This is a genomic window from Actinacidiphila sp. bgisy144 (assembly GCF_057708105.1).
This window is the reverse complement of record NZ_JBYIRM010000011.1, coordinates 65,511-86,953: the sequence shown is the minus strand read 5'-3', so window position 1 is coordinate 86,953 and position 21,443 is coordinate 65,511. Positions and strand designations below refer to the sequence as shown.

Below are 21,443 nucleotides of genomic sequence, written 5' to 3'. Positions count from 1 at the left end.
GCCGGCCCGCCCCTGCGGGGGGCCGGCGAAAGTCTCGTGTGGTCAGCGTCGCCGGGCCCGGGTGGCTCCCTGGCGCGTCGGCAACGCGTCGACGCCGTACCTAGGCGGAACCGGCAGGCACCGCCACGGCGTCGCGATCGGGCGCGAGCGGGTCGGTGACCGTGCCGGACTCCTCGTCGAGCGGCCCCTGCGCCAGCCTGGTCACCGCTGCGGGGACCGGCGGCGCGAGGTCGGCCGCCGCATGGAGACCGGACAGTACGTCGTCGGGTCGCACGGCAGGTGTCAAGTGACGTACAACCAGCCGCAGTATCGCACAAGCGCCGCTCGGGGGCGCGGTGGCACCCTGATCCGCCGCGTCCGGACCTGCCGCGCCGTCCGTGGCGGCCGCCTCGGGGACGACCTCGAAGCGCGTGACGGCGGCCCGGCAGTCGAAGGTGCGCACGCCGTTCTTCGTGGCGCGCCGGACCTCCACGGCCTCGGCGGCGAGGAACGCGGCGACGGCCCGGCGGGCCTCGTCGGGCTCGACGCCGTCCAGCCGCAGCTGCCACACCGACGCCTCCAGGCGCTCGGCCAGACCCGAGGTGCGGGCCTCGACCGCCTCGATCACGTCGAGGCCGGGGGGCAGCGACTCGTCCAGCAGCGCACGCAGCCGCTCGGGGTCGCGCGCCGCGGCGAGCGCGATCTCCAGATACTCCGCCTCGCTCCCGACGCCCGTGGGGGCGGCGTTCGCGTACGACACCTTCGGGTGCGGGGTGAACCCGGCCGAGTACGCCATCGGCACCTCGGCGCGGCGCAGGGCCCGCTCGAAGGCGCGCTGGAAGTCGCGGTGGCTGGTGAACCGGAGGCGGCCGCGCTTGGTGTACCGCAGGCGGATGCGCTGCACCGCCGGTGCCGGCGGCGGGCCCTCTGGCTGTCGCTTGCCCAGTGTCGCTCAGTCCTTCGTGTCATGTGTGCCATGCCCGCGTGCGGCGCCACGCCGCGTCCGGGCATCCCTGCACCTCCAAGGTTACGCCGCGCGCCCGCACGCCCGCTCCGCCCGCGCTCCCGCCCTGTGGACAACCGTCGGCGCCAGGGTCCCTCCAGGGGTTCGCTGCCCGTGGGCCCGGCGTTCTTCTGCGGGTGCACCCGCACGGGCTCAGGGGCGGGGGTGGTGACCCCGCACCCTCCCGGGCAGCCGCCTGACGGGATGTCACCAGCCTTGCGGCAAAAGCTACTTCGTCATGTCGGGCGGCGGTCCGAACCCGCCGCCGGACGGGGGCGGGTTCGGGTGCGGGCCAGGGTGCTGCGCCGGGGGCGCCGCTTCGGGCGCGGACCGCCACGGCACCGGGGGCAGCGGCTCCGCGCGTTCGGCGGGGCCGCGGTAGGAGCGGGCCGGGGGCAGCCGCGCCTGGTGCCGGGCCTCCCGCGACGGCCGGGGCGGCGGCGCCTGCCGCGGGGTGCCGAACAGCGCCGCGCCGACGGCCCGGCGGGCGTCGGCCAGCGCGACCCGGACCGGGTGCAGGATCTGCCGCCGTACGAAGCGCAGCACCGGCGCCGCCGTCCAGCGCCAGACGAAGGCGATCGGCCGGAAGACCAGCACCCGGAAGAACCAGCCGATCCCGCGGCCGACCTGCCGGGCCACGTAGGCGGCGGCGCGCCAGGCGGCCGCGACCGCCGCGGCGACCTCGCGCAGGAGCGGCGCCAGCACCCGGCGCCACAGGAAGTCCAGCGGTACCACGACCAGGTACTTCAGCAGCCAGGCCAGGCCGCGCACGACCCACTGCAAGGCGTACACCCACAGCGCGGTCAGGGGCCGCACCAGCAGCCAGCGCACCAGGAACTCCGCGGTCAGGCCGAGCGCGCGCAGCACCGGCCGCAGTACGTAGGTCCACAGCCACACCGCCGGGACCACGATCAGCACCCGGGCGACCGGGACCAGGACGTGCCGCCACAGCGCGGCCAGCAGCAGGCCGAGCGCGCGCAGCGGCGGGTGGAGGACGTACCGCCACAGCGTGCGGCAGGTCCAGGCGAGCGCGTCCCACAGCAGCTTCAGCGGCAGGACGACGACGAACGCGAAGACGCTCACCGGTAGGCGGACGGCGGCGGCGACGCAGCCGCCCCCCTGCCCCTGCGGTGCCCCCGGCGACCACGGGTTCTGATAGGTCATGGCCAAAACCTAGCGGGGTGATGCGGGGTACCGTGGAGATACCGGGGCGAAAGGTGCGCGGGCGTACTGGCCGGCGCCGCCGCGGAACGGCCGAGTGCGGCCGGCCGTCGTCACACCGTAAGGGCGCCGCACGGCGAGGTGAGGCAGGATGACCATCGCCATAGCCCTCGCGGTGATGGCGGTCGTGGCCGTCGCCGGTGTCTGGCTGCTGCGCAGACAGGCCGCCGAGCAGCGGGACTTCGGTCCCGCGCCGCATGTCGAGGACGGTCCGCCGGCCCGCGCCGAGGAGGGCGCGCAGGCCCGGCCGGCCGCCGACTTCCCCTGGCGGGAGCCCCCCGAGGACCGCCCCGGTGACGACGGACTCCCGCCGGACCTGGACCTCCCGCCGTCCCTCTCGCCCGGCGCGGTGCCGGTCGGGCCGCTCGCGGCCCCGCACGGCGACGGGCCCCGCCCGAGGAGGTGACCGCCGTGGCCGCCCTGATCGGCGCTCTGGTCGCGATCGTCGTCGTGGTCCTGGTCCTGCTCGCGCTGAGCGTGCGCAACGTGCAGCAGTACGAGCGGGGCGTGGTCTTCCGGTTCGGCCGGCTGCTGCCGGACATCCGCGATCCGGGACTGCGGCTGATCCGGCCGGTCGGTGACCGGATGCGCAAGGTGTCGGTGCAGACCGAGGTGTTCGGGGTGTCGCCGCAGGGCGCGATCACCGCGGACAATGTGACGCTGACCGTGGACGCGGTGGTCTACTTCCGCGTGGTCGACCCGGTCAAGGCGCTGGTCAACGTGAACGACTACCCGACCGCGGTCGCGCAGATCGCCCAGACCTCGCTGCGTTCGGTGATCGGCCGCGCCGACCTCGACACACTGCTGTCCGACCGCACCCAGGTCAACATGGAGCTGAAGAAGGTGATGGACGCGCCGACCGAGGAGCCGTGGGGGCTGCGGATCGAGCGGGTGGAGATCAAGGACATCGCGCTGCCGCAGTCGATGATGCGGTCGATGTCCAAGCAGGCCGAGGCCGAGCGTGAGCGCCGGGCGCGGGTCATCGCCGCCGACGGTGAACTCCAGGCGTCGCAGCGGCTCACCGACGCCGCCGCGACCATGGCGGACACCCCGGGCGCCCTCCAACTGCGGCTGCTCCAGACCGTGGTGGACGTCTCCGCCGAGAAGAACAGCACCCTGGTGATGCCCTTCCCGGTGGAGATCCTGCGCTTCTTCGAACGGCTCGGCAACGGGCAGCTCGGCGGCGGCCGGGAGTCCGGCGGCGAGCGGACCGACGGCGCCCGCCCGGACGGCGAGCGGACCGACCAGCGGACCGACGGCGCCCGGACCGGCAGCTCCCGGACCGACGGCGAACTGCCCGGCGGCGAACTGCCCGGAGGTCAGGACGCCGCGAGCAAGGCGCTCAGCGCCGACGCCTCGGTGCGCCAGTCCGCGGTGCCGCCGCCCGACCAGTCCTCGGCGACCCGGTTCAACCCGTCCCGCGCGGTGGACCACAGCGAGTCGGCCTGAGCGGTGGCGAAGGAGCGGTAGGCGTTGCCGGTCACGGAGTCCAGGTCCTGCAGGTAGCGCATGAACACGCCCTTGAACTGCTTGGCGTTGTCGTCGCAGGAGGGCGTGGACGCGTCGCAGGACTCGGTGAGCACCCCGCCCTTCACCAGTGCGGGCGAGGCCACGGCCGCGTCGGCGAGCCTGCGCGCGGTGGCCAGGTCCGCGCCGTCGCCGGTGGCCCGGTACATCTCCACCGCGGCCCCGATCGCCAGGCCCTGGTTGTACGACCACACCGTCTGGCCGTTGTTGGCGCAGCCGCTGGTGAGGCCGTCGTTGACCAGGCCGGAGGAGTTGATCAGACCGCTGCTCTGGAACCACTGCCAGGAGGTGGTGGCCCGGCCCAGCCACGTGGTGTCTCCTGGGATGCGGTTGTGCAGCTCGGCGGCGATCCGCACGTAGAGCCCGTTGGTCACCGCGTTCTTGTACGTGCGCTCCCGGTCCCACCACACGCCGCCGCCGCAGGTGCTGGTGTCGTACAGCCCGTTGACGTAGCTGGCGATGGTGACCGCCTCGTCGAGGTAGGTCCGGTCGCCGGTGAGGTCGTACGCGTCGATCCAGGCCAGTGCCCACCACTCGGAGTCGTCGGTGGCGCGGCTGATGAAGTCGCCGTCGATCGGGTCGGAGCTGCGGGCGCCGGCGGGGAAGGACGCCTTGTCGATGTCGTAGGTGCGGCGCACCACCCACTCGTAGCGGGTGTCGCCGGTCTGCCGCATGTAGTCGATCACGGTGGCCAGCGCGACCGCGGAGTTCCACCAACTCGACGGCCAGTAGGCGGTGTTCGGGTCGTAGGAGTACATCAGCGCGTCCGCGGCGGCCGACGTCCGGGACACCGCCGGGCGGGCCCAGGCGGTGCAGCTGCCGTTCTGGCCCTCGACGGCGCGGCCGCAGGCGCGGACCGCCCCGCCGTACAGCTTCCCCAGCGGGTCGCTGGTGTTGTAGCGGGCGGTTGCGGTGCCGGTGGCGCCGGAGGGTGTGCTGGTGCGGCCCTTGGAGGAGCCGTCGGGCCAGCTCGCGCCCTGGTCCCAGGAGCGGTCCAGCCAGATCTCGTCGCCGGCGGTGCCGCCGGAGATGGTGCCCCAGGCCATGCCGGTGCTGTCCATGTGCAGCGCGATGGTCCGGCCGTTCAGCGTGGTGGCCGGGACCGGCTGAGTGTCGCCGGACGCGCTGCCCGAGCCGTCGCAGACCGTGGCGCAGACGTTCAGGTGCGCCCAGGAGGTGCAGCTGACGCCCTGGGCGTCGCCGCAGGCCCGCAGGACCGCGCGGCGGTGGTTCGTCGGGTCGTAGAGATTGTACATCAGGGTGCGGGTGCCGGTCCACGTCGAGGGGATCGACGCCTTGCCGAGCAGGCCGTCCCAGGTGCTGCCGCCGTCCCACGAGCGGTCCAGCCACACCGAGTCGCCGGTCTGGCCGGCGTCGATGCTGGCCCAGGCCATGCCGTCGGTGTCGTCCACGTGCAGCCGCACCACCCGGCCGTTGAGGCTCAGGTCCGGCACCGGGAAGGTCTCCTGGGCGGCCTTCGACGGGTCGGTGGTGTCGCAGTACAGCGCGCACACCTGCGTGGTGTCCGCGGCCGCCGCCGCTCTCGCCCCGGTCGCCCCCGCTCCCTGCAACAGTGCCGCCACCGCCAGCAGCAGCGCCACCACCAGCGGCCCCACTCCCCCGCGCCGCCCCGCCAGCCGACCCATGACGCCTCCTCGTGCCGTCCGCCCTTACCGGTCCCACGACTTCTGCAACGATGAAAAACAACCGTCCACCCGGCATGACAGCACGACCGCTTTGACATGTCCACAGCCCTGACAACGATGCCACCGATTGGCCGGATCGCGTCCCTCCGCTTCGGTGCCGACCGCCCGGCGGCCGGGTGCGGGAGCATGGAGGGCATGAACCCCCTCGGTACCGCGCTGCGCGCGTGGCGCGACCGGCTCGACCCGGCGGCGGCCGGGCTGCCGCCCGGGTCGCCGCGCCGGGTCCCCGGCCTGCGCCGCTCCGAGCTCTCGGCGCTCGCCGACATCTCGGTGGAGTACGTGGTCCGGCTGGAACAGGGCCGGGTGGCCAGCCCCTCACCCCAGGTCTGCGACTCCCTGGCCCGCGCCCTGCGGCTGTCGGCGGAGGAGCACGCCCACCTGCTGCGGCTGGCCGGCCACACCGCGGACCCCGGCCGGGTGCCGCGGCACATCCCCGACAGCCTGCTGCGGATCATGGACGAACTCGGCCGCAACCCGCTGGCGGTCTACGACGCCACCTGGCGGCTGCTGCACTGGAACCCGCTGTTCGCCGCCGCCTTCGGCGATCCGGCCCGGCTCGAACCGGCCGACCGGAACGCGCTGGTCTGGCAGTTCACCGGCACCATGCCGACCGCGATCCGGCAGACCGCCGAGGAGCGGGCCGCGTTCGAGGAGTCCCTCGTCGCCGACCTGCGGGCGGCCACCGGCCGCTACCCGGGCGACCCCGACCTCGCGGCGCTGGTCGCGACGCTCGAGCGGGTCCCGCGCTTCCGCGAACTGTGGGGCCGGCCCGCGGTCGGCGGCCACGAGAGCGCCCGCAAGCTCGTCGAGCACCCCGACGTCGGTGAGATCGCGCTGAACTCCGACATCCTCACCACCCAGGGCGGCAACCTGCACCTCGTGGTCTACACCGCGCGCCCGGGCACCGACGCCCGCAGCAAGCTCGACCTGCTGGCCGCCATCGGCGCCCAGGAGCTGTCCGCGCGGGGATGACCCGCCCGCACACCGGCTCCCGACGGTGGTACGCGCCGTACCACCATCGGCCGTAGCTCCCCGCGTCGCCCGCCGCCGAGCACCCTCGAAGCTGTGGGCGGCTACCGGATGCCGTCCGGAACGCGAGGAGCAGCCGTGACCACCACCTTCATCACCGGAGCCAACCGGTCGCTCGGGCTGGAGACCGCCCGCCGCCTGGCCGAGGCGGGCCACACCGTCCTGGTCGGCGCCCGCGACCCGGAGCGCGGGAAGGCCGCCGCCGCGTCGCTCGGGGCCCGGTTCGTGCCGATCGACGTGACCGACGACGCCTCGGTCGAGGCGGCGGCGGCCGACGTCGCCGCGCACGAGGGCGCGATCGACGTGCTGGTGAACAACGCCGGTGTGCTCGGCCCGGTCGCCCCGGTCGAGGAGCTGACCGCCGCCGACGTACGCGCCGTCCTGGAGGTGAACGTCGTCGGCATCGTGCGCGTCACCCACGCGTTCCTGCCGCTGCTGCGCAAGTCGGCGCACCCGGTCATCGTCAACGTGTCCAGCGGGATGGGCTCGTTCGGCATGACGCAGGACCCGGCGCGGATCGAGTCGCGGTACCCGCTGCCGCTGTACGCGGCCTCGAAGTCCGCCGTCACCATGCTGACCACGCAGTACGCCAAGGCGCTGCCCGACGTGAAGGTCAACGCCGCCGACCCCGGGCAGACCGCGACCGACTTCACCGGCGGCCTCGGCCACAGCGTCGCCGAGGGCGCCGCGTCGATCGTGGCGCTCGCCACCATCGGCCCCGACGGCCCGACCGGCCGCTTCGCCGACCGTTCGGGCCGGCTGCCCTGGTGAGCGGGGGCCGGGGCGCGCCGGGCGCCCCGGCCGGTCGCCGACCGGTTGCCTGCGATGGCCGGCAGTGCTCTCAGTTGCCGCCCGGGCCGTTGACGACGGTGAGCGGGAGGAGCTTCTTGCCGGTGGGGCCGATCTGGATGTCCAGGTCGAGCTGGGGGCACACCCCGCAGTCGAAGCAGGGCGTCCAGCGGCAGTCGTCGACCTCGGTCTCGTCGAGGGCGTCCTGCCAGTCCTCCCAGAGCCAGTCCTTGTCCAGACCGGAGTCGAGGTGGTCCCAGGGCAGGACCTCCTCGGCGGTGCGCTCGCGGGTGGTGTACCAGGCGAGGTCCAGGTCGTGGGCGGGCAGGGCGGCGTCGCAGGCGCGCAGCCAGCGCTCGTAGGAGAAGTGCTCGCGCCAGCCGTCGAAGCGGCCGCCGTCGGCGTAGACCGCGCGGATCACGTCGCCGACCCGGCGGTCCCCGCGGGAGAGCAGGCCCTCGATGATGCCGGGCTTGCCGTCGTGGTAGCGGAAGCCGATGTTGCGGCTGTACTTGCGGTCGCCGCGGATCGCGTCGCGCAGCTTCTCCAGCCGGGCGTCGGTCTCCTCGACGCCGAGCTGCGGCGCCCACTGGAAGGGGGTGTGCGGCTTGGGCACGAAGCCGCCGATCGACACGGTGCAGCGGATGTCGTTCTGGCCGGTCACCTCGCGGCCCTTGGCGATCACCTTGCGCGCCATGTCCGCGATCTGGAGGACGTCCTCGTCGGTCTCGGTGGGCAGCCCGCACATGAAGTACAGCTTCACCTGCCGCCAGCCGTTGCCGTACGCGGTGGCGACGGTGCGGATCAGGTCCTCCTCCGACACCATCTTGTTGATCACCTTGCGGATGCGCTCGGAGCCGCCCTCGGGGGCGAAGGTCAGGCCCGAGCGGCGGCCGTTGCGGGTCAGCTCGTTCGCCAGGTCGATGTTGAACGCGTCGACCCGGGTGGACGGCAGCGACAGCCCGATCTTGTCCTCTTCGTACCGGTCGGCGAGGCCCTTGGCGACGTCGGCGATCTCGGTGTGGTCGGCGGAGGAGAGCGACAGCAGGCCGACCTCCTCGAAGCCGGTCGCCTTCAGGCCCCGGTCGACCATCTCGCCGATGCCGGTGATGGAGCGCTCGCGCACCGGGCGGGTGATCATCCCGGCCTGGCAGAAGCGGCAGCCGCGGGTGCAGCCGCGGAAGATCTCCACCGACATCCGCTCGTGCACGGTCTCCGCGAGCGGCACCAGCGGCTGCTTCGGGTACGGCCACTCGTCCAGGTCCATCACGGTGTGCTTCGACACCCGCCACGGCACGCCGGAGCGGTTGGGCACGACCCGGGAGATCCGGCCGTCGGGCAGGTACTCCACGTCGTAGAAGCGCGGGACGTACACCCCGCCGGTCCGGGCCAGGCGCAGCAGCAGCTCGTCGCGACCGCCGGGGCGGCCCTCGGCCTTCCACTCCCGGACCAGGTCGGTGATGGTCAGGACGGCCTGCTCGCCGTCCCCGATCACGGCCGCGTCGATGAAGTCGGCGATCGGCTCGGGGTTGAAGGCGGCGTGCCCGCCGGCCAGCACGACCGGGTCGTCCTCGGTGCGGTCGGCCGCGTCCAGCGGGATGCCGGCCAGGTCGAGCGCGGTGAGCATGTTGGTGTAGCCCAGCTCGGTGGAGAAGCTGAGGCCGAACACGTCGAAGGCGCGCACCGGGCGGTGGCTGTCGACGGTGAACTGCGGCACCTGGTGCTCGCGCATCAGCGCTTCCAGGTCGGGCCAGACGCTGTACGTGCGCTCGGCGAGCACGCCCTCGCGCTCGTTGAGCACCTCGTAGAGGATCATGACGCCCTGGTTGGGCAGGCCCACCTCGTACGCGTCGGGGTACATCAGCGCCCACCGCACATCGGTGGCGTCCCAGTCCTTGACGGTGGAGTTCAGCTCACCGCCGACGTACTGGATCGGCTTCTGTACATGCGGGAGCAGCGCTTCCAGGCGCGGGAAGACCGACTCGACAGGCATCTCGGCGACTTTCGTGTGTCCTGAACTTGCATGGCGCCCCGGCGGCGGGCCGCCCGGAGGGAAGATGACCCTCAACAGTACCCGAGCCGCGGCGGCCGCCCGCCCGGGCCGGACCAGGGGCCCCGGACCGGTCCCCTGGCCGGGGCCGCGGCGGCTACGCCGACATGGGCCGCTGCATCTTCACGGACTGGAGCATCCCTATGGCCACGAAGTTGGCGAACATCGATGATCCGCCGTAGGAGACGAAGGGCAAGGGGATACCGGTCACCGGCATGATGCCCAGCGTCATGCCGATGTTCTCGAAGGACTGGAAGGCGAACCAGGCGACCACCCCGGCCGCCACGATGGTGCCGTACAGGTCGGTGGCGTTGCGGGCGATGGTGCAGGCCCGCCAGAGGATCACCCCGATCAGCACCACGATGAGCGCGCCGCCGACGAAGCCGAGTTCCTCGCCGGCCACCGAGAAGACGAAGTCGGTCTGCTGCTCGGGCACGAACTGGCCGGTGGTCTGGCTGCCGTGGAACAGGCCCTTGCCGAGCAGCCCGCCCGAGCCGATCGCGATCCGGGCCTGGCTGGTGTTGTAGCCGACGCCGGACGGGTCGAGCGCGGGGTTGGCGAACGCGGCGAACCGGTCGATCTGGTACTTGTCGAGGATGCCGAGCTGCCACACCAGAATGGAGCCGACGATCCCGGTGGCGATCAGCCCGAACACCCAGCGGGTGGAGGCGCCGGAGGCGAGCAGCACCCCGAGCACGATCGCGCCGAGCACCATCACCGACCCGAGGTCGGGCATCATCAGGATGATCAGGATCGGCAGCGCCGCAAGGGCCAGGGACTGCGTCACCCGGCGGTGGTCGGGGTGCTCCTGGTCGCCGGCGTCGACCCGGGCGGAGAGCACCATCGCCATGCCGATGATGATGGAGATCTTCACGAACTCCGAGGGCTGGAGCGAGAAGCCGCCGCCGATGATGATCCAGGAGTGCGCGCCGTTGACGGTCGAGCCGAGCGGGCTGAGCACCGCGAGGATGCCGAGGATCGACAGCGCGTAGAAGAACGGCACGATGGTGCGCATCCGGTGGTGCCCTATGGCCATCGCGCCGATGCACAGCGCCAGGCCGATACCGGCGTTCATCACATGGCGGATCAGGAAGTAGTACTCGTCGCCGTGGGTGAGGCTGGTGCGATGCCGGGTCGCGGAGAAGACCAGCAGCGAGCCGATGAAGCACAGCGCCAGCGTCACCAGGAAGAGCAGCCAGTCCATCCGGCGCACCGCGGAGTCCCGGGCGAACAGCTTGCCCATGGTGGAGCGCTCCGGCGTGAACCGCCGGACGGAGTAGGTGTTCGCGCTCATCACGTGTACTTCCTGCCGTACAGCAGTTTCTCGGTCCGGGTCGGGGTGAGCGCGGCGAGCGCGGGTACCGGGTCGGCGCCCGGCGAACCGGCCGGGGCGTTGGCGAAGGCCACGGCGACCCTGGTGGAGTACGCGGCCTGCTGGGCGGCGACCACGCTGCCGTCGGCGGAGATCTTGGGCAGCGTGGTGACGGGCTGGGGCATGATGCCCTTCTTCGCGTCGATCTTGGTGCTGTCCTTCTGGATGCCGTACATCGCCTCGTAGATCCGGCGGATCGCGGTACCCGAACCGCCGGAGCCGGTACCGCCCTGGGAGATCGTCATGACGATCGTGTAGTCCTTGGTGTACGTGTCGAACCACGACGTGCTCTGCTTGCCGGAGACCTCCGCGGTACCGGTCTTGGCGTGCAGCGGGATCTGGCTCTGCGGCCAGTTGCCGAACTTCCAGTCGGCGGTGCCCTCGGTGACCACGCCGGCCAGCGCCTGGTTGATGTACTTCAGCGTGGACTTGGAGTCGGGCAGCTTGCCGGCCACCTTCGGCTGGATCGGGGTGACGGTCTTGCCGTCCGCGCTTATCACGGCCTTGCCGATGGTCGGCTGGTACAGGGTGCCGCCGTTGGCCAGCGCCGCGTAGATCCGGGCCATCTGGATCGGGGTGACGAGCGTGTCGCCCTGGCCGATCGCGTAGTTGACCGAGTCACCGGCGCGCAGCACATAGCCGTCCGGGCAGTTCTCGATGGCGATGGCGACCGCGAGCGTCGGGTTCTTGTCGTTCTTGTGCTTCTTGGCGGTGGCGCACCAGTCGGCCTTGTTCTCCTCCCAGAAGTCCTTCTTCCACTGCCGGTCCGGCACCCGGCCGGTGACCTCGCCGGGCAGGTCGACGTCGGTCTTGGCGCCGAGGCCGAACTGGTGGGCGGTGGTGTAGAAGTAGTCCTTCGGGTTCTTCGGGTCGGTGCCGCCGTCCTTCTTCCACTGGTCGTAGGACAGGCCGTAGAAGACGGTGTCGCAGGAGACCTCGAGCGCGCGGGCCAGCGAGATGTCGCCGTAGCTCTCGTTCTCGTCGTTGTGGAAGACCTGGCTGCCGATGGAGAACGACGACGTGCAGGGGTAGGGGCCGTCCTCGCTGTAGCCGGCCTTGACCGCGGCGGAGGTGGAGATCACCTTGAAGGTGGAGCCCGGTGCCGACTCGCCCTGGATGGCGCGGTTGAGCAGCGGGTAGTTGGACTTGGTGTTCGTCAGGGCCGCGTAGTCCTTGGCGGAGATGCCGCCGACCCACTCGTTGGGGTCGTAGGTGGGCTCGCTGGCCATCGCGATGATCTGGCCGGTCTTGTTGTCCATGACGATCGCGGCGCCGGAGTCGGCCTTGAAGTTCTTGTGGGTGACCGGGTCGTACGTCTTGCGCGCGGTCACCATCGCGTCGTTGAGTTCCTTCTCGGTGACCGCCTGCACCTTGGCGTCGATGCTGGTGACGACGGTGTCGCCGGGGGTCGCCGGGGTCTCGGACGCCTTGCCGATCACCCGGCCGAGGTTGTCGACCTGGTACTTGGTGACGCCGGCCTTGCCGCGCAGCTGGTCGTCGTAGGTGCTCTCCAGGCCGGAGCGGCCCACCTGGTCCGAGCGCAGCAGCGGGTTGTCGGTCTTCTCGGAGGCGGCCACCTCCTTGTCGGTGACCGGGGAGAGGTAGCCGAGCACCTGGGCGGCGTTGGCCTTGTCCGGCGAGGGGTAGGTGCGCACGGCGGTGGGCTCCGCGGTGATGCCGGGGAAGTCCTCGCGGCGCTCCATGATCTGGAGCGCCTGCTGGGTGGTGGCCTTGTCGGTGATCGGGATCGGCTGGTAGGGCGAACCGTTCCAGCAGGGGCGCGGGGTCTGCGCGTCGCACAGCCGCACCTTGTCCTCGACGTCCTTCGGCGTCATGCCGAGCACCTTGGCCAGCCGGGTCAGCACCGCGGTGCCGCCGTCGGCCTGCTGGAGCAGGTCGGTGCGGCTGGCCGAGACGACCAGCAGGGTCTGGTTGTCGGCGATCGGCACCCCGCGGTCGTCGAGGATCGAGCCGCGGACGGCCGGGGTGACGACCTGCTGGTAGTGGTTGCTGGCGGCTTCCTGGTCGTACTCCTGGCCGTTGCGGATCTGGAGGTACCACAGCCGGCCGCCGAGGGTCAGCAGCAGCGAGACGACCAGCACCTGGAGGATGACCAGGCGGATCGTGACCCGGCTGGTCCGACCGGTCTCCGGGATGTTGCTCATCTACCTGCTCTCCCCGCTCAGCTGCCGCGGGCGGGCGCCGCCCGCGGTCCGTGCCCGGCCCCGGGCCGGGGCCGCCGTCGTCCGATACCGCCCAGGGCCTGTCCTCGGCGCCTCGTACGCGCCGCTCGCCGTCATCGCCGTGCTCCCCTTGCCATGTTGCCGCCGCTGAACCGGGCGCGGCCGAACAGGCCGCGCTGCGGGGTGATGCCGGCGCCCACGCCCGCTCTGCCGCGGCCGCGCGGCCGGAACACGCCGCCGCTTCGGCCGCTCCTGCTCCCGCGGTTGCTCCGGCCGCCGCCGAACCCGCCGCCGTAGCCGCTGCCCGCGCTGTCCTCGGCGAGCGGGTCCCGCTCGAAGCGGCGGGCCAGCGCCATCACCAGCGGCACCACGAACGGTGCCAGCAGCAGGTCGTAGAGGGTCGCGGTGAACACCAGCTTGACCAGGCCGACATGGGCGCCGGCGGTGTCGCCGACGAGGCTGCCGACGCCCGCGTACAGCAGCGTGGTGCCGATGGCGGCGGCGATGACCACCATCATCGGGCCGGCGGCGGTGCGCAGCTGGCCGTTGTCGGGCTTGGCGAGGCCGGCCGCGTAGCCGATCACGCACAGCACGAGGGCGTAGCGGCCGACCGCGTGGTCGGCGGGTGGCGCGACGTCGGCGAGCAGGCCGGCGAAGAAGCCGATCAGGCAGCCGCCGACGTGGCCGTAGGTGAGGGCCAGGCCGAGCACGGTGAGCAGCAGCAGGTCGGGGACCGCACCGGGCAGGTGCAGCCGGGCCAGCACGCTGACCTGGGCGACCAGGGCGATCACCACCAGGACGGTGGAGAGCACGATCCGGTTCGGGCGCATGGCGTCAGTCCCCGTTGGTGGAGGTCGAGGTGGGCTTGGTGCCCGGCGGGAGCGCGTTGTCGGTGCCGCCGGAGGTCGGGGTGCCGCCCGAGGTCGGGGTGCTGCCCGGCGAGGCGGAGTCCCCCGGCGACGCGGTGTTCTTCGGTGTGGTCTTCGCGGTGGGCGAGGCGGTCGGCTTGGGCGGCAGCACGCTGTCGCGCGGGTCGGTGCGCGGGCCGACCACGACCACGCCGACCACGTCCAGCTTGGTGAAGCCGACGTAGGGCTGCACCTCGACGGTCTTGGTGAGGTTGCCGCCCGACGGTTCGACGCTGACCACCTTGCCGACCGGTACGCCGGGCACGAACGGCTTGTCCTGCTCCGAGCCGAAGGAGACCACCCGGTCGCCCTTGTGCACGTCGGCCTTGCCGTTGAGCAGCTGGTCGCGCAGCGGCCGGTTGCCCTGGCCGGTGGCGAAGCCGATCTCCTGGCTGCCCTCGAGCCGGGTGCCGACGGTGAAGTCCGGGTCGTTGGCGAGCAGCACCGTCGAGGTGGAGCGGCCCACGGTGGTGACCCGGCCGACGAGCCCGTCGCCGTTGATCACCGTCATGTCCCGCTTGAGGCCGTCGTTGCTGCCGGAGTCGATGGTGATCGTCCAGGAGAAGCCCTGGGCGGCTCCTATCGCGATGACCTGGGCGCCCTTGACGGTGTACTGCCCGGCGCCGGCGACCCGCAGCAGCTTGTCCAGTTCCTGGGCGCGGGCGCGGGTGGTGTCCTTGCTGCCGAGCTGCTGCTTGAGCTGGGTGTTCTCGCGTTCCAGCCGCTTGATGGTGCTGCTGTCGCGGCCGGAGTCGCGTACCGCGTCCACGGCGTTGCCCACCGGGTCGACGACACCGGACACCGCGTTCTCCACCGGCCCGAAGGCGGACTGGGCCACCCGTCGCGGCCGGTCCAGCGGCGAGTTCTCGCCGCCCCGGATGTCGACGGTGATCAGCGCGAGCGCCACGACCACCAGCAGTACCAGCAGCAGCCGGCTCTCCTTTGTGTCCCTCACGGGCGCCAGTCCGTGCCTTCCTCATCGGACCCGCCGCCGCTGGGGCCGCGGCCGGTCGGAGCTACTGTGCCGTTGTGCGCCCGCATCCGGTGCCGCGGTGCCGACGGCGGCCGGGCCGGGTGGGGCGGTTGGTCATCCGCGTCAGGTCCGGTGCGCATCCGGCCCGTGACGGGCCGCGCACCGGCTGACGCGTCGTCATCTGCGGGGAGCGGCGTCAAGGACCTGCTGAAGCGCCTCGAACTCCTCCACGCACTTGCCCGCGCCGAGTGCCACGCAGTCCAGCGGCGCCTCGGCGATGTGGATGGGCATGCCCGTCTCGTGGCGGAGCCGCTCGTCCAGGCCGCGCAGCAGCGCACCGCCGCCGGCCAGCACGATGCCGCGGTCCATGATGTCGCCGGACAGCTCCGGCGGGCACTTGTCGAGCGTGGTCTTCACCGCGTCGACGATCGCGTTCACCGGCTCCTCGATGGCCTTGCGCACCTCGCCCGCGGAGATCACCACGGTCTTGGGCAGGCCGCTGACCAGGTCCCGGCCGCGGATCTCGGTGTGTTCGTCGTCCTTGCTGGCGGCGAACGCGGAGCCGATGGTCAGCTTGATCTGCTCGGCGGTGCGCTCGCCGAGCAGCAGGCTGTACTCCTTCTTGATGTGCTGGATGATCGCGTTGTCCAGCTCGTCGCCGGCCACCCGGATGGACTGGGCGGTGACGATGCCGCCGAGGCTGATCACGGCGACCTCGGTGGTGCCGCCGCCGATGTCCACCACCATGTTGCCGGTGGCCTCGTGCACCGGCAGCCCGGCGCCGATCGCGGCCGCCATCGGCTCCTCGATGATGTGCACGGTACGGGCGCCGGCCTGGGTGGCGGCCTCGATCACCGCGCGGCGCTCCACTCCGGTGATGCCGGACGGCACGCACACCACGACCCGCGGGCGGACCATGTAGCGGCGGCGGTGGATCTTGAGGATGAAGTAGCGCAGCATGCGCTCGGTGATCTCGAAGTCGGCGATGACGCCGTCCTTCAGCGGGCGCACCGCCACGATGTTGCCGGGGGTGCGGCCGATCATCTTCTTCGCCTCGGCGCCGACGGCGAGGATGCCGCCGGTGTTGGTGTTGACCGCGACGACCGACGGCTCGTTCAGGACGATCCCGCGGCCCCTGACGTACACCAGCGTGTTGGCGGTCCCGAGGTCGACAGCCATGTCACGGCCGATGAACGACATGTTGTTCGCCATGTGGATACGTCTGGCCTTCCCGAGCGTGGGCGGAGGTTCCATCGTAGTCGCGCCGGGCTGGGCGCGGCGTCGGGGTTCCGACGCCATTGTCATCAGAACACACAGCGGACCTCAGTAATGGTGACGCCGTGTCGGAGTGTTTGGTTCCGGGCCGGGCGCTTTTACCTGCCGGAACGGTCCGGGAAGAAGAGTTTGATCTCGCGCTCGGCGGACTCCTCGGAATCCGAGGCGTGCACCAGGTTCTCCCGGGTGACGGTGCCGAAATCCCCCCGGATGGAGCCGGGTGCGGCCGTGATCGGGTCGGTGGGGCCGGCCAGCGCGCGGACGCCCTCGACGACCCGCTCGCCCTCGACGATCAGGGCCACCGACGGGCCGGACGACATGAACTCCACGAGGGGCTCGTAGAACGGACGTCCGACGTGCTCGGCGTAGTGCTGCTCCAGGATGCCGCGGTCCAGGGTGCGCAGTTCGAGTGCGCCGATCGACCAGCCGGCCTTGCGCTCGATCCGGCCCAGGATCTCGCCGACCAGGCCGCGGCGAACGGCGTCCGGCTTGAGGAGGACAAGGGTGCGCTGGGACACGGGGCGGCTCCTGACGGGTATGACAAGCGAATGTGACGACGAGCCTACAAGGCATGTGCCGATCGGTTGTCAGGCGGCTTGGGTCGCGTGCCGGGCCTTGATCTCGTCGACCTTGCGCCCGAAGTGGATCGACGCCCACCACAGGGCCGCGAAGATCACGCCGAGCACGAACATCGTACCGACCACGAAGCCGCTGGCGATCAGGCCGATCTGGAGCGCCCAGCCGACCACGACCGCCCACGGCTTGGTGACCACCCCGCACAGCAGCACGCACACCGCCATCGTGATGCCGCACACCGCCCAGACGGTGCCCATCGACAGGTCGGGATGCTTCATCGCGACCAGCCCGGCGAAGCCGACGACGAAGAACTCGCCGATCAGCGTGCTCGAACACAGGGTCCGCATACCCGGGCCCCCTTCCCTTGTTTCCCTGGTTTCCCTTGTTGCCCTCGGGGTTGCCCTTGGGGTCGCCCTCGGGTTCCGGCAGTTCCTACCTGCGGGCCAGCAGCAGCCGGGCCTGGCCGACCGTGATGACCGAGCCGGTGACCAGTACGCCAGCCCCGGCGTACTCGCCCTCCTCCTCGGCGAGGGTGACCGCTGCCTCCAGCGCGTCGTCCAGGCGCGGTTCGACCTGCACCCGGTCCTCGCCGAACACCTCGACCGCCACCGCCGCCAGCGCGTCGACGTCCATCGCGCGGGTGGTGGAGTTGCGGGTGACCACGATCTCCGCGAAGACCGGCTCGAACGCCTCCAGCAGGCCGCGGACGTCCTTGTCGCCGCTCGGCCCGACCACGCCGACCAGGTGGCTGAAGCCGAACGCCTCGCTGATCGCGGCCGCGGTGACCCGCGCGCCGGCCGGGTTGTGCGCCGCGTCGAGCACCACGGTGGGGCTGCGCCGGACCACCTCCAGCCGGCCGGGCGAGGTGACCGCGGCGAACGCGCCGCGCACGGTGTCCAGGTCCAGGGTGCGCTGGTGCACACTGCCGATGCCGAAGAACGCCTCCACCGCGGCCAGCGCCAGCGCCGCGTTGTGCGCCTGGTGCTCGCCGTGCAGCGGCAGGAAGATCTGCCCGTACTCGCCGCCGAGGCCGCGCAGCGTCAGCAGCTGGCCGCCGACGGCCACTTCGCGGTGGAGCACGCCGAACTCCTCGCCCTCGCGGGCGACGGTCGCGTCCTGCTCGGCCGAGCGGCGCAGCAGTTCGCGGGCGGCGTCCGGCGGCTGCTGGGCCAGCACCGCGGTGGCGTCCTTCTTGATGATGCCGCCCTTCTCGACGGCGATCTCACCGGGGGTGCCGCCCAGCCGCTCGGTGTGGTCGAGCGAGATCGGGGTGACCACGGCCACGGCGCCGTCCACCACGTTGGTGGCGTCCCAGCTGCCGCCCATGCCGACCTCGACCACGGCGACGTCGACCGGCGCGTCCGCGAACGCGGCGTACGCCATGCCGGTGATCACCTCGAAGAAGGACATCCGGTGCGGCTGGGCGGCGTCGACCATCCCGACGTACGGCTGGATGTCGCGGTAGACGTCGACGAAGCGCTCCGCGGAGATCGGCACGCCGTCCAGGCTGATCCGCTCGGTCATGGACTGCACATGCGGGCTGGTGTAGCGGCCGGTGCGCAGTTCGAAGGCGAGCAGCAGCCGCTCGATCATCCGGGCGGTGGAGGTCTTGCCGTTGGTGCCGGTGATGTGGATCGCCGGGTAGGTGCGCTGCGGCTGGCCGAGGACGTCCATCAGGGCCGCGATCCGGTCCAGGGACGGGTCGAGCTTGGTCTCGGGCCAGCGGCCCAGCAGCTCGTCCTCGACCTCGCGCAGCCGGCGGTCCAGCTCGGGGTCGGCGGGCCGGGCCGGCACGTCGTCCTCCGGGGCGGGCGGGGTGACCTGGGTGCGCAGCGTACGGCTACCGGCCTCGATGACGGCCAGGTCCGCTTCCCGCGGTCCGCCGCCCTCGCCGTCGTCGTCGCGGTCGTCGTCCGCGCCGAAGCCGTCGTCCGGGAACTCGTCGTCCTGCCCGTACTCACTCACCGGCTCAGTCTACGGAACAGGCCCGGACCGCATGGCCCGGGCCTGTCCGTGCCCCTGGGGGGCGGGTGCCTACGCCGCCGGGAGGGCGGCGAGCTGCGCGGTGATGCGGGCGATGTCCTCGTCGGCGGCGGCGAGCCGGGTGCGGATGCCCTGGACCACCTTCTCCGGTGCCTTGCCGAGGAACGCCTCGTTGCCGAGCTTCCGCTCCGCCTGCTGCTTCTCCTTCTCCGCGGCGGCGAGGTCCTTGGTGAGCCGCTTGCGCTCCGCGGCCACGTCGATCGCCCCGGACAGGTCGAGGGCGACCCGGGCGGCGCCGACCGGCAGGGTGGCGGTGGCGTGGAAGCCGTCGCCGGCCGGCTGGAGCCGCAGGAGCTGCCGGATGGCGTCCTCGTGCGGTGCCAGCAGGGTGCCGGTCAGGGACAGCTCGGCCGGGACCTTCTGGCCGGGCTGGAGCCCCTGGTCGCTGCGGAACCGGCGGACCTCGGTGACCAGGCGCTGCACCTCGGCGATCTCCGCCTCGGCGGCCGCGTCCCGGAAGCCGCTGTCGGCCGGCCAGGCCGCGGTGACCACGGTCTCCCGGCCGGTCAGGGTGGTCCACAGGGTCTCGGTGACGAACGGCACGATCGGGTGCAGCAGCCGCAGCGTGACGTCCAGGACCTCGCCGAGCACCCGGCCGGAGACCCGGGCCGGGTCGCCACCCTTGAGGAAGGTGGTCTTGGACAGCTCGACGTACCAGTCGAAGACCTCGTCCCACGCGAAGTGGTAGAGGGCGTCGGAGAGCTTCGCGAACTGGTAGTCGTCGTAGAGCGCGTCGATCTCGGCGACGACCGTGTTGAGCCGGGAGAGCACCCAGCGGTCGGCCGCGGACATCTCCTCGGGCGCCGGCAGCGGCCCGGTCACCGTGGCGCCGTTCATCAGCGCGAACCGGGTGGCGTTCCAGATCTTGTTGGCGAAGTTCCGCGACGCCTGGACCCAGTCCTCGCCGATCGGCACGTCGGCGCCGGGGTTGGCGCCGCGGGCGAGGGTGAAGCGGACGGCGTCCGATCCGTAGGCGTCCATCCAGGTCAGCGGGTCGACCACGTTGCCGAAGGACTTGGACATCTTCTTGCCGTGCTCGTCGCGGACCAGGCCGGTCAGCGCGATGGTGTGGAACGGCGGGGTGCCGTCCATCGCGTACAGGCCGAACATCATCATCCGGGCGACCCAGAAGAAGATGATGTCGTGGCCGGTGAGCAGCACGTCGGTCGGGTAGAACTTCGCCAGGTCCGGGGTCTGCTCGGGCCAGCCCAGGGTGGAGAAGGGCCACAGCGCGGAGGAGAACCAGGTGTCCAGGACGTCGCTGTCCTGGGTCCAGCCCTCGCCGGATGGGGGCTGCTCGTCGGGGCCGACGCAGACCTGCTCGCCGTTCGGCCCGTACCAGACCGGGATGCGGTGGCCCCACCACAGCTGGCGCGAGATGCACCAGTCGTGCATGTTGTCGACCCAGTCGAAGTACCGCTTCTCCATGTCGGCGGGGTGGATCTTCACCCGGCCGTCGCGCACGGCGTCGCCCGCCGCGCGGGCCAGCGGCTCGACCCGGACCCACCACTGGAGCGACAGGCGCGGCTCGACCGTGGTCTTGCAGCGGGAGCAGTGGCCGACGGAGTGGACGTACGGCCGCTTCTCCGCGACGACCCGGCCCTGCTCGCGCAGCGCCTCGACGATCGCCGAGCGGGCCTCGAAGCGGTCCAGGCCCTGGAACGGGCCGGGCACGGTGATGACGGCCCGCTCGTCCATGATCGTCAGGGACTCCAGCGAGTGCCGCCGGCCGATCGCGAAGTCGTTCGGGTCGTGGGCCGGGGTGACCTTGACCGCGCCGGTGCCGAACTCCGGGTCCACATGGGCGTCGGCGACGACGGGGATGGTCCGGTCGGTGAGGGGCAGCTTGATCCGGCGGCCGATGAGGTGGGCGTACCGCGCGTCGTCGGGGTGGACGGCGACGGCGGTGTCGCCGAGCATCGTCTCGACCCGGGTGGTGGCGACCACGACGCTGTCCTCGCCGTCGCCGTACCGCAGCGAGACCAGCTCGCCGTCGTCGTCCTGGTAGTCGACCTCGATGTCGGAGATGGCGGTCATGCACCGCGGGCACCAGTTGATGATGCGCTCGGCGCGGTAGATCAACTCGTCGTCGTAGAGCTTCTTGAAGATGGTCTGGACGGCCTGGGAGAGGCCCTCGTCCATGGTGAAGCGCTCACGGGACCAGTCGACGCCGTCGCCGAGGCGGCGCATCTGGCCGAGGATGCGGCCGCCGTACTCCTCCTTCCAGCGCCAGGTGCGGGCGACGAACTCCTCGCGGCCCACGTCGTGCCGGGACTTGCCCTCCTCGGCGAGCTGCTGCTCGACCCTGTTCTGGGTGGCGATGCCCGCGTGGTCCATGCCGGGCAGCCACAGCGCCTCGAAGCCCTGCATGCGCTTGCGGCGGGTGAGGGCGTCCATCAGCGTGTGCTGGAAGGCATGGCCGAGGTGGAGGCTGCCCGTGACGTTCGGCGGGGGGATGACGATGGTGTACGGCGGCTTGTCGCTCTTCGTGTCGGCTTCGAAGTAACCCCGCTCTACCCAGCGCTCGTACAGCTCCCCCTCTACCTCGGCCGGCGTGTACTGGGTCGGCAGTTCAGGGGTGCTGCTGATCGGCCCGCTGTCGGGGCGCTGAGTGTTGTCGGTCACGGTCCCGATTCTAGTGGCCCGGTGCGCCGGGTCCCGACGGGTTATCCACAGGGCGGGTTGCCCGCCGTACCGGACCTCCGCGGGGCTGTGACAAAGCGGTTGCGCGTCTGATGCCGGGGGGTGGCGCGGCTGGGGCAGGATGGCGCCTGGTCAGCCCCCGGATTTCGGAAGCGAGCATGTCATC

Annotated in this window: 16 protein-coding genes and 1 pseudogene; 4 read left to right on the top strand and 13 right to left on the bottom strand. The window is 71.9% G+C overall.

Annotated elements, in window-relative coordinates:
* Window positions 1–100: 100 nt before the first annotated feature.
* Together AC3EVP_RS15215 and AC3EVP_RS15210 are read right to left on the bottom strand one after the other, a co-directional pair.
* Window positions 101–883, bottom strand: coding sequence for a TIGR03936 family radical SAM-associated protein (locus tag AC3EVP_RS15215; protein ID WP_435130401.1), 783 nt, complete (start codon window positions 881–883; stop codon window positions 101–103).
* 327 nt (window positions 884–1,210) lie between these two features.
* A complete protein-coding gene (locus AC3EVP_RS15210) occupies window positions 1,211–2,146 on the bottom strand; it encodes a hypothetical protein (RefSeq protein ID WP_435130399.1) in 936 nt (311 codons plus the stop codon).
* A 148-nt stretch (window positions 2,147–2,294) separates the two neighbouring features.
* On the opposite strand from AC3EVP_RS15210, the gene AC3EVP_RS15205 reads away from it, so the two are divergent.
* Together AC3EVP_RS15205 and AC3EVP_RS15200 are read left to right on the top strand one after the other, a co-directional pair.
* The gene (locus tag AC3EVP_RS15205) at window positions 2,295–2,609 is read left to right on the top strand and encodes a hypothetical protein (RefSeq protein WP_435130398.1); all 315 of its coding nucleotides are present in this window, start codon (window positions 2,295–2,297) and stop codon (window positions 2,607–2,609) included.
* A 5-nt stretch (window positions 2,610–2,614) separates the two neighbouring features.
* Complete coding sequence (locus AC3EVP_RS15200; RefSeq protein WP_335982141.1) at window positions 2,615–3,652, top strand: SPFH domain-containing protein; 1,038 nt, start codon at window positions 2,615–2,617, stop codon at window positions 3,650–3,652.
* On the opposite strand, the pseudogene AC3EVP_RS15195 reads toward AC3EVP_RS15200, so the two are convergent.
* A pseudogene (locus AC3EVP_RS15195) lies at window positions 3,604–4,488 on the bottom strand (glycoside hydrolase family 76 protein); the annotation flags it as partial. The gene AC3EVP_RS15200 and the pseudogene AC3EVP_RS15195 overlap by 49 nt on opposite strands.
* Before the next feature lie 1,083 nt (window positions 4,489–5,571).
* On the opposite strand from AC3EVP_RS15195, the gene AC3EVP_RS15190 reads away from it, so the two are divergent.
* Complete coding sequence (locus tag AC3EVP_RS15190; protein WP_435130395.1) at window positions 5,572–6,408, top strand: helix-turn-helix domain-containing protein; 837 nt, start codon at window positions 5,572–5,574, stop codon at window positions 6,406–6,408.
* A gap of 135 nt (window positions 6,409–6,543) precedes the next feature.
* Window positions 6,544–7,236 carry an SDR family NAD(P)-dependent oxidoreductase gene (locus tag AC3EVP_RS15185; protein ID WP_435130393.1) on the top strand — a complete coding sequence of 231 codons (693 nt, stop codon included), beginning with the start codon at window positions 6,544–6,546 and terminating at the stop codon, window positions 7,234–7,236.
* Between the two features lie 70 nt (window positions 7,237–7,306).
* Here AC3EVP_RS15185 and AC3EVP_RS15180 read toward each other — a convergent pair whose 3' ends face one another.
* The 10 genes from AC3EVP_RS15180 to AC3EVP_RS15135 all read right to left on the bottom strand — a co-directional run bounded on the left by AC3EVP_RS15180 (window position 7,307) and on the right by AC3EVP_RS15135 (window position 21,259).
* Window positions 7,307–9,247 (bottom strand): TIGR03960 family B12-binding radical SAM protein, encoded by a 1,941-nt coding sequence (locus AC3EVP_RS15180; RefSeq protein ID WP_435130391.1) that lies wholly within the window; start codon window positions 9,245–9,247, stop codon window positions 7,307–7,309.
* A gap of 154 nt (window positions 9,248–9,401) precedes the next feature.
* Window positions 9,402–10,598, bottom strand: a complete 1,197-nt coding sequence (gene rodA, locus AC3EVP_RS15175; protein ID WP_335982147.1) for a rod shape-determining protein RodA — start codon at window positions 10,596–10,598, stop codon at window positions 9,402–9,404.
* Window positions 10,598–12,841 (bottom strand): penicillin-binding protein 2, encoded by a 2,244-nt coding sequence (mrdA, locus tag AC3EVP_RS15170; protein WP_435130389.1) that lies wholly within the window; start codon window positions 12,839–12,841, stop codon window positions 10,598–10,600. Before mrdA ends, rodA begins: the two co-directional genes overlap by 1 nt.
* 131 nt (window positions 12,842–12,972) lie before the next feature.
* Complete coding sequence (gene mreD, locus AC3EVP_RS15165; protein ID WP_435130387.1) at window positions 12,973–13,689, bottom strand: rod shape-determining protein MreD; 717 nt, start codon at window positions 13,687–13,689, stop codon at window positions 12,973–12,975.
* A 4-nt stretch (window positions 13,690–13,693) separates the two neighbouring features.
* The gene (mreC, locus tag AC3EVP_RS15160; protein ID WP_435130385.1) at window positions 13,694–14,722 is read right to left on the bottom strand and encodes a rod shape-determining protein MreC; all 1,029 of its coding nucleotides are present in this window, start codon (window positions 14,720–14,722) and stop codon (window positions 13,694–13,696) included.
* Between the two features lie 195 nt (window positions 14,723–14,917).
* On the bottom strand, window positions 14,918–15,940 hold the full coding sequence (locus tag AC3EVP_RS15155) for a rod shape-determining protein (protein WP_335982179.1): 1,023 nt from the start codon (window positions 15,938–15,940) through the stop codon (window positions 14,918–14,920).
* A gap of 173 nt (window positions 15,941–16,113) precedes the next feature.
* On the bottom strand, window positions 16,114–16,533 hold the full coding sequence (gene ndk / locus AC3EVP_RS15150) for a nucleoside-diphosphate kinase (protein WP_435130383.1): 420 nt from the start codon (window positions 16,531–16,533) through the stop codon (window positions 16,114–16,116).
* A 69-nt stretch (window positions 16,534–16,602) separates the two neighbouring features.
* Complete coding sequence (locus AC3EVP_RS15145; RefSeq protein WP_335982154.1) at window positions 16,603–16,938, bottom strand: DUF4233 domain-containing protein; 336 nt, start codon at window positions 16,936–16,938, stop codon at window positions 16,603–16,605.
* Window positions 16,939–17,023: 85 nt separating this feature from the next.
* Entirely contained in the window at window positions 17,024–18,556 is a 1,533-nt protein-coding gene (gene folC, locus AC3EVP_RS15140) for a bifunctional tetrahydrofolate synthase/dihydrofolate synthase (RefSeq protein WP_335982156.1), read from the bottom strand.
* A gap of 69 nt (window positions 18,557–18,625) precedes the next feature.
* Window positions 18,626–21,259 carry a valine--tRNA ligase gene (locus tag AC3EVP_RS15135; RefSeq protein WP_435130380.1) on the bottom strand — a complete coding sequence of 878 codons (2,634 nt, stop codon included), beginning with the start codon at window positions 21,257–21,259 and terminating at the stop codon, window positions 18,626–18,628.
* Window positions 21,260–21,443: the final 184 nt, after the last annotated feature.

Coding starts and splice junctions, on each gene's coding strand:
- AC3EVP_RS15210 (WP_435130399.1), bottom strand. CDS start 2,146: ATGACCTATCAGAACCCGTGGTCGCCGGGGGCACCGCAGGGGCAGGGG.
- AC3EVP_RS15205 (WP_435130398.1), top strand. CDS start 2,295: ATGACCATCGCCATAGCCCTCGCGGTGATGGCGGTCGTGGCCGTCGCC.
- AC3EVP_RS15190 (WP_435130395.1), top strand. CDS start 5,572: ATGAACCCCCTCGGTACCGCGCTGCGCGCGTGGCGCGACCGGCTCGAC.
- AC3EVP_RS15180 (WP_435130391.1), bottom strand. CDS start 9,247: ATGCCTGTCGAGTCGGTCTTCCCGCGCCTGGAAGCGCTGCTCCCGCAT.
- rodA (WP_335982147.1), bottom strand. CDS start 10,598: ATGAGCGCGAACACCTACTCCGTCCGGCGGTTCACGCCGGAGCGCTCC.
- mrdA (WP_435130389.1), bottom strand. CDS start 12,841: ATGAGCAACATCCCGGAGACCGGTCGGACCAGCCGGGTCACGATCCGC.
- mreD (WP_435130387.1), bottom strand. CDS start 13,689: ATGCGCCCGAACCGGATCGTGCTCTCCACCGTCCTGGTGGTGATCGCC.
- AC3EVP_RS15155 (WP_335982179.1), bottom strand. CDS start 15,940: ATGTCGTTCATCGGCCGTGACATGGCTGTCGACCTCGGGACCGCCAAC.
- AC3EVP_RS15145 (WP_335982154.1), bottom strand. CDS start 16,938: ATGCGGACCCTGTGTTCGAGCACGCTGATCGGCGAGTTCTTCGTCGTC.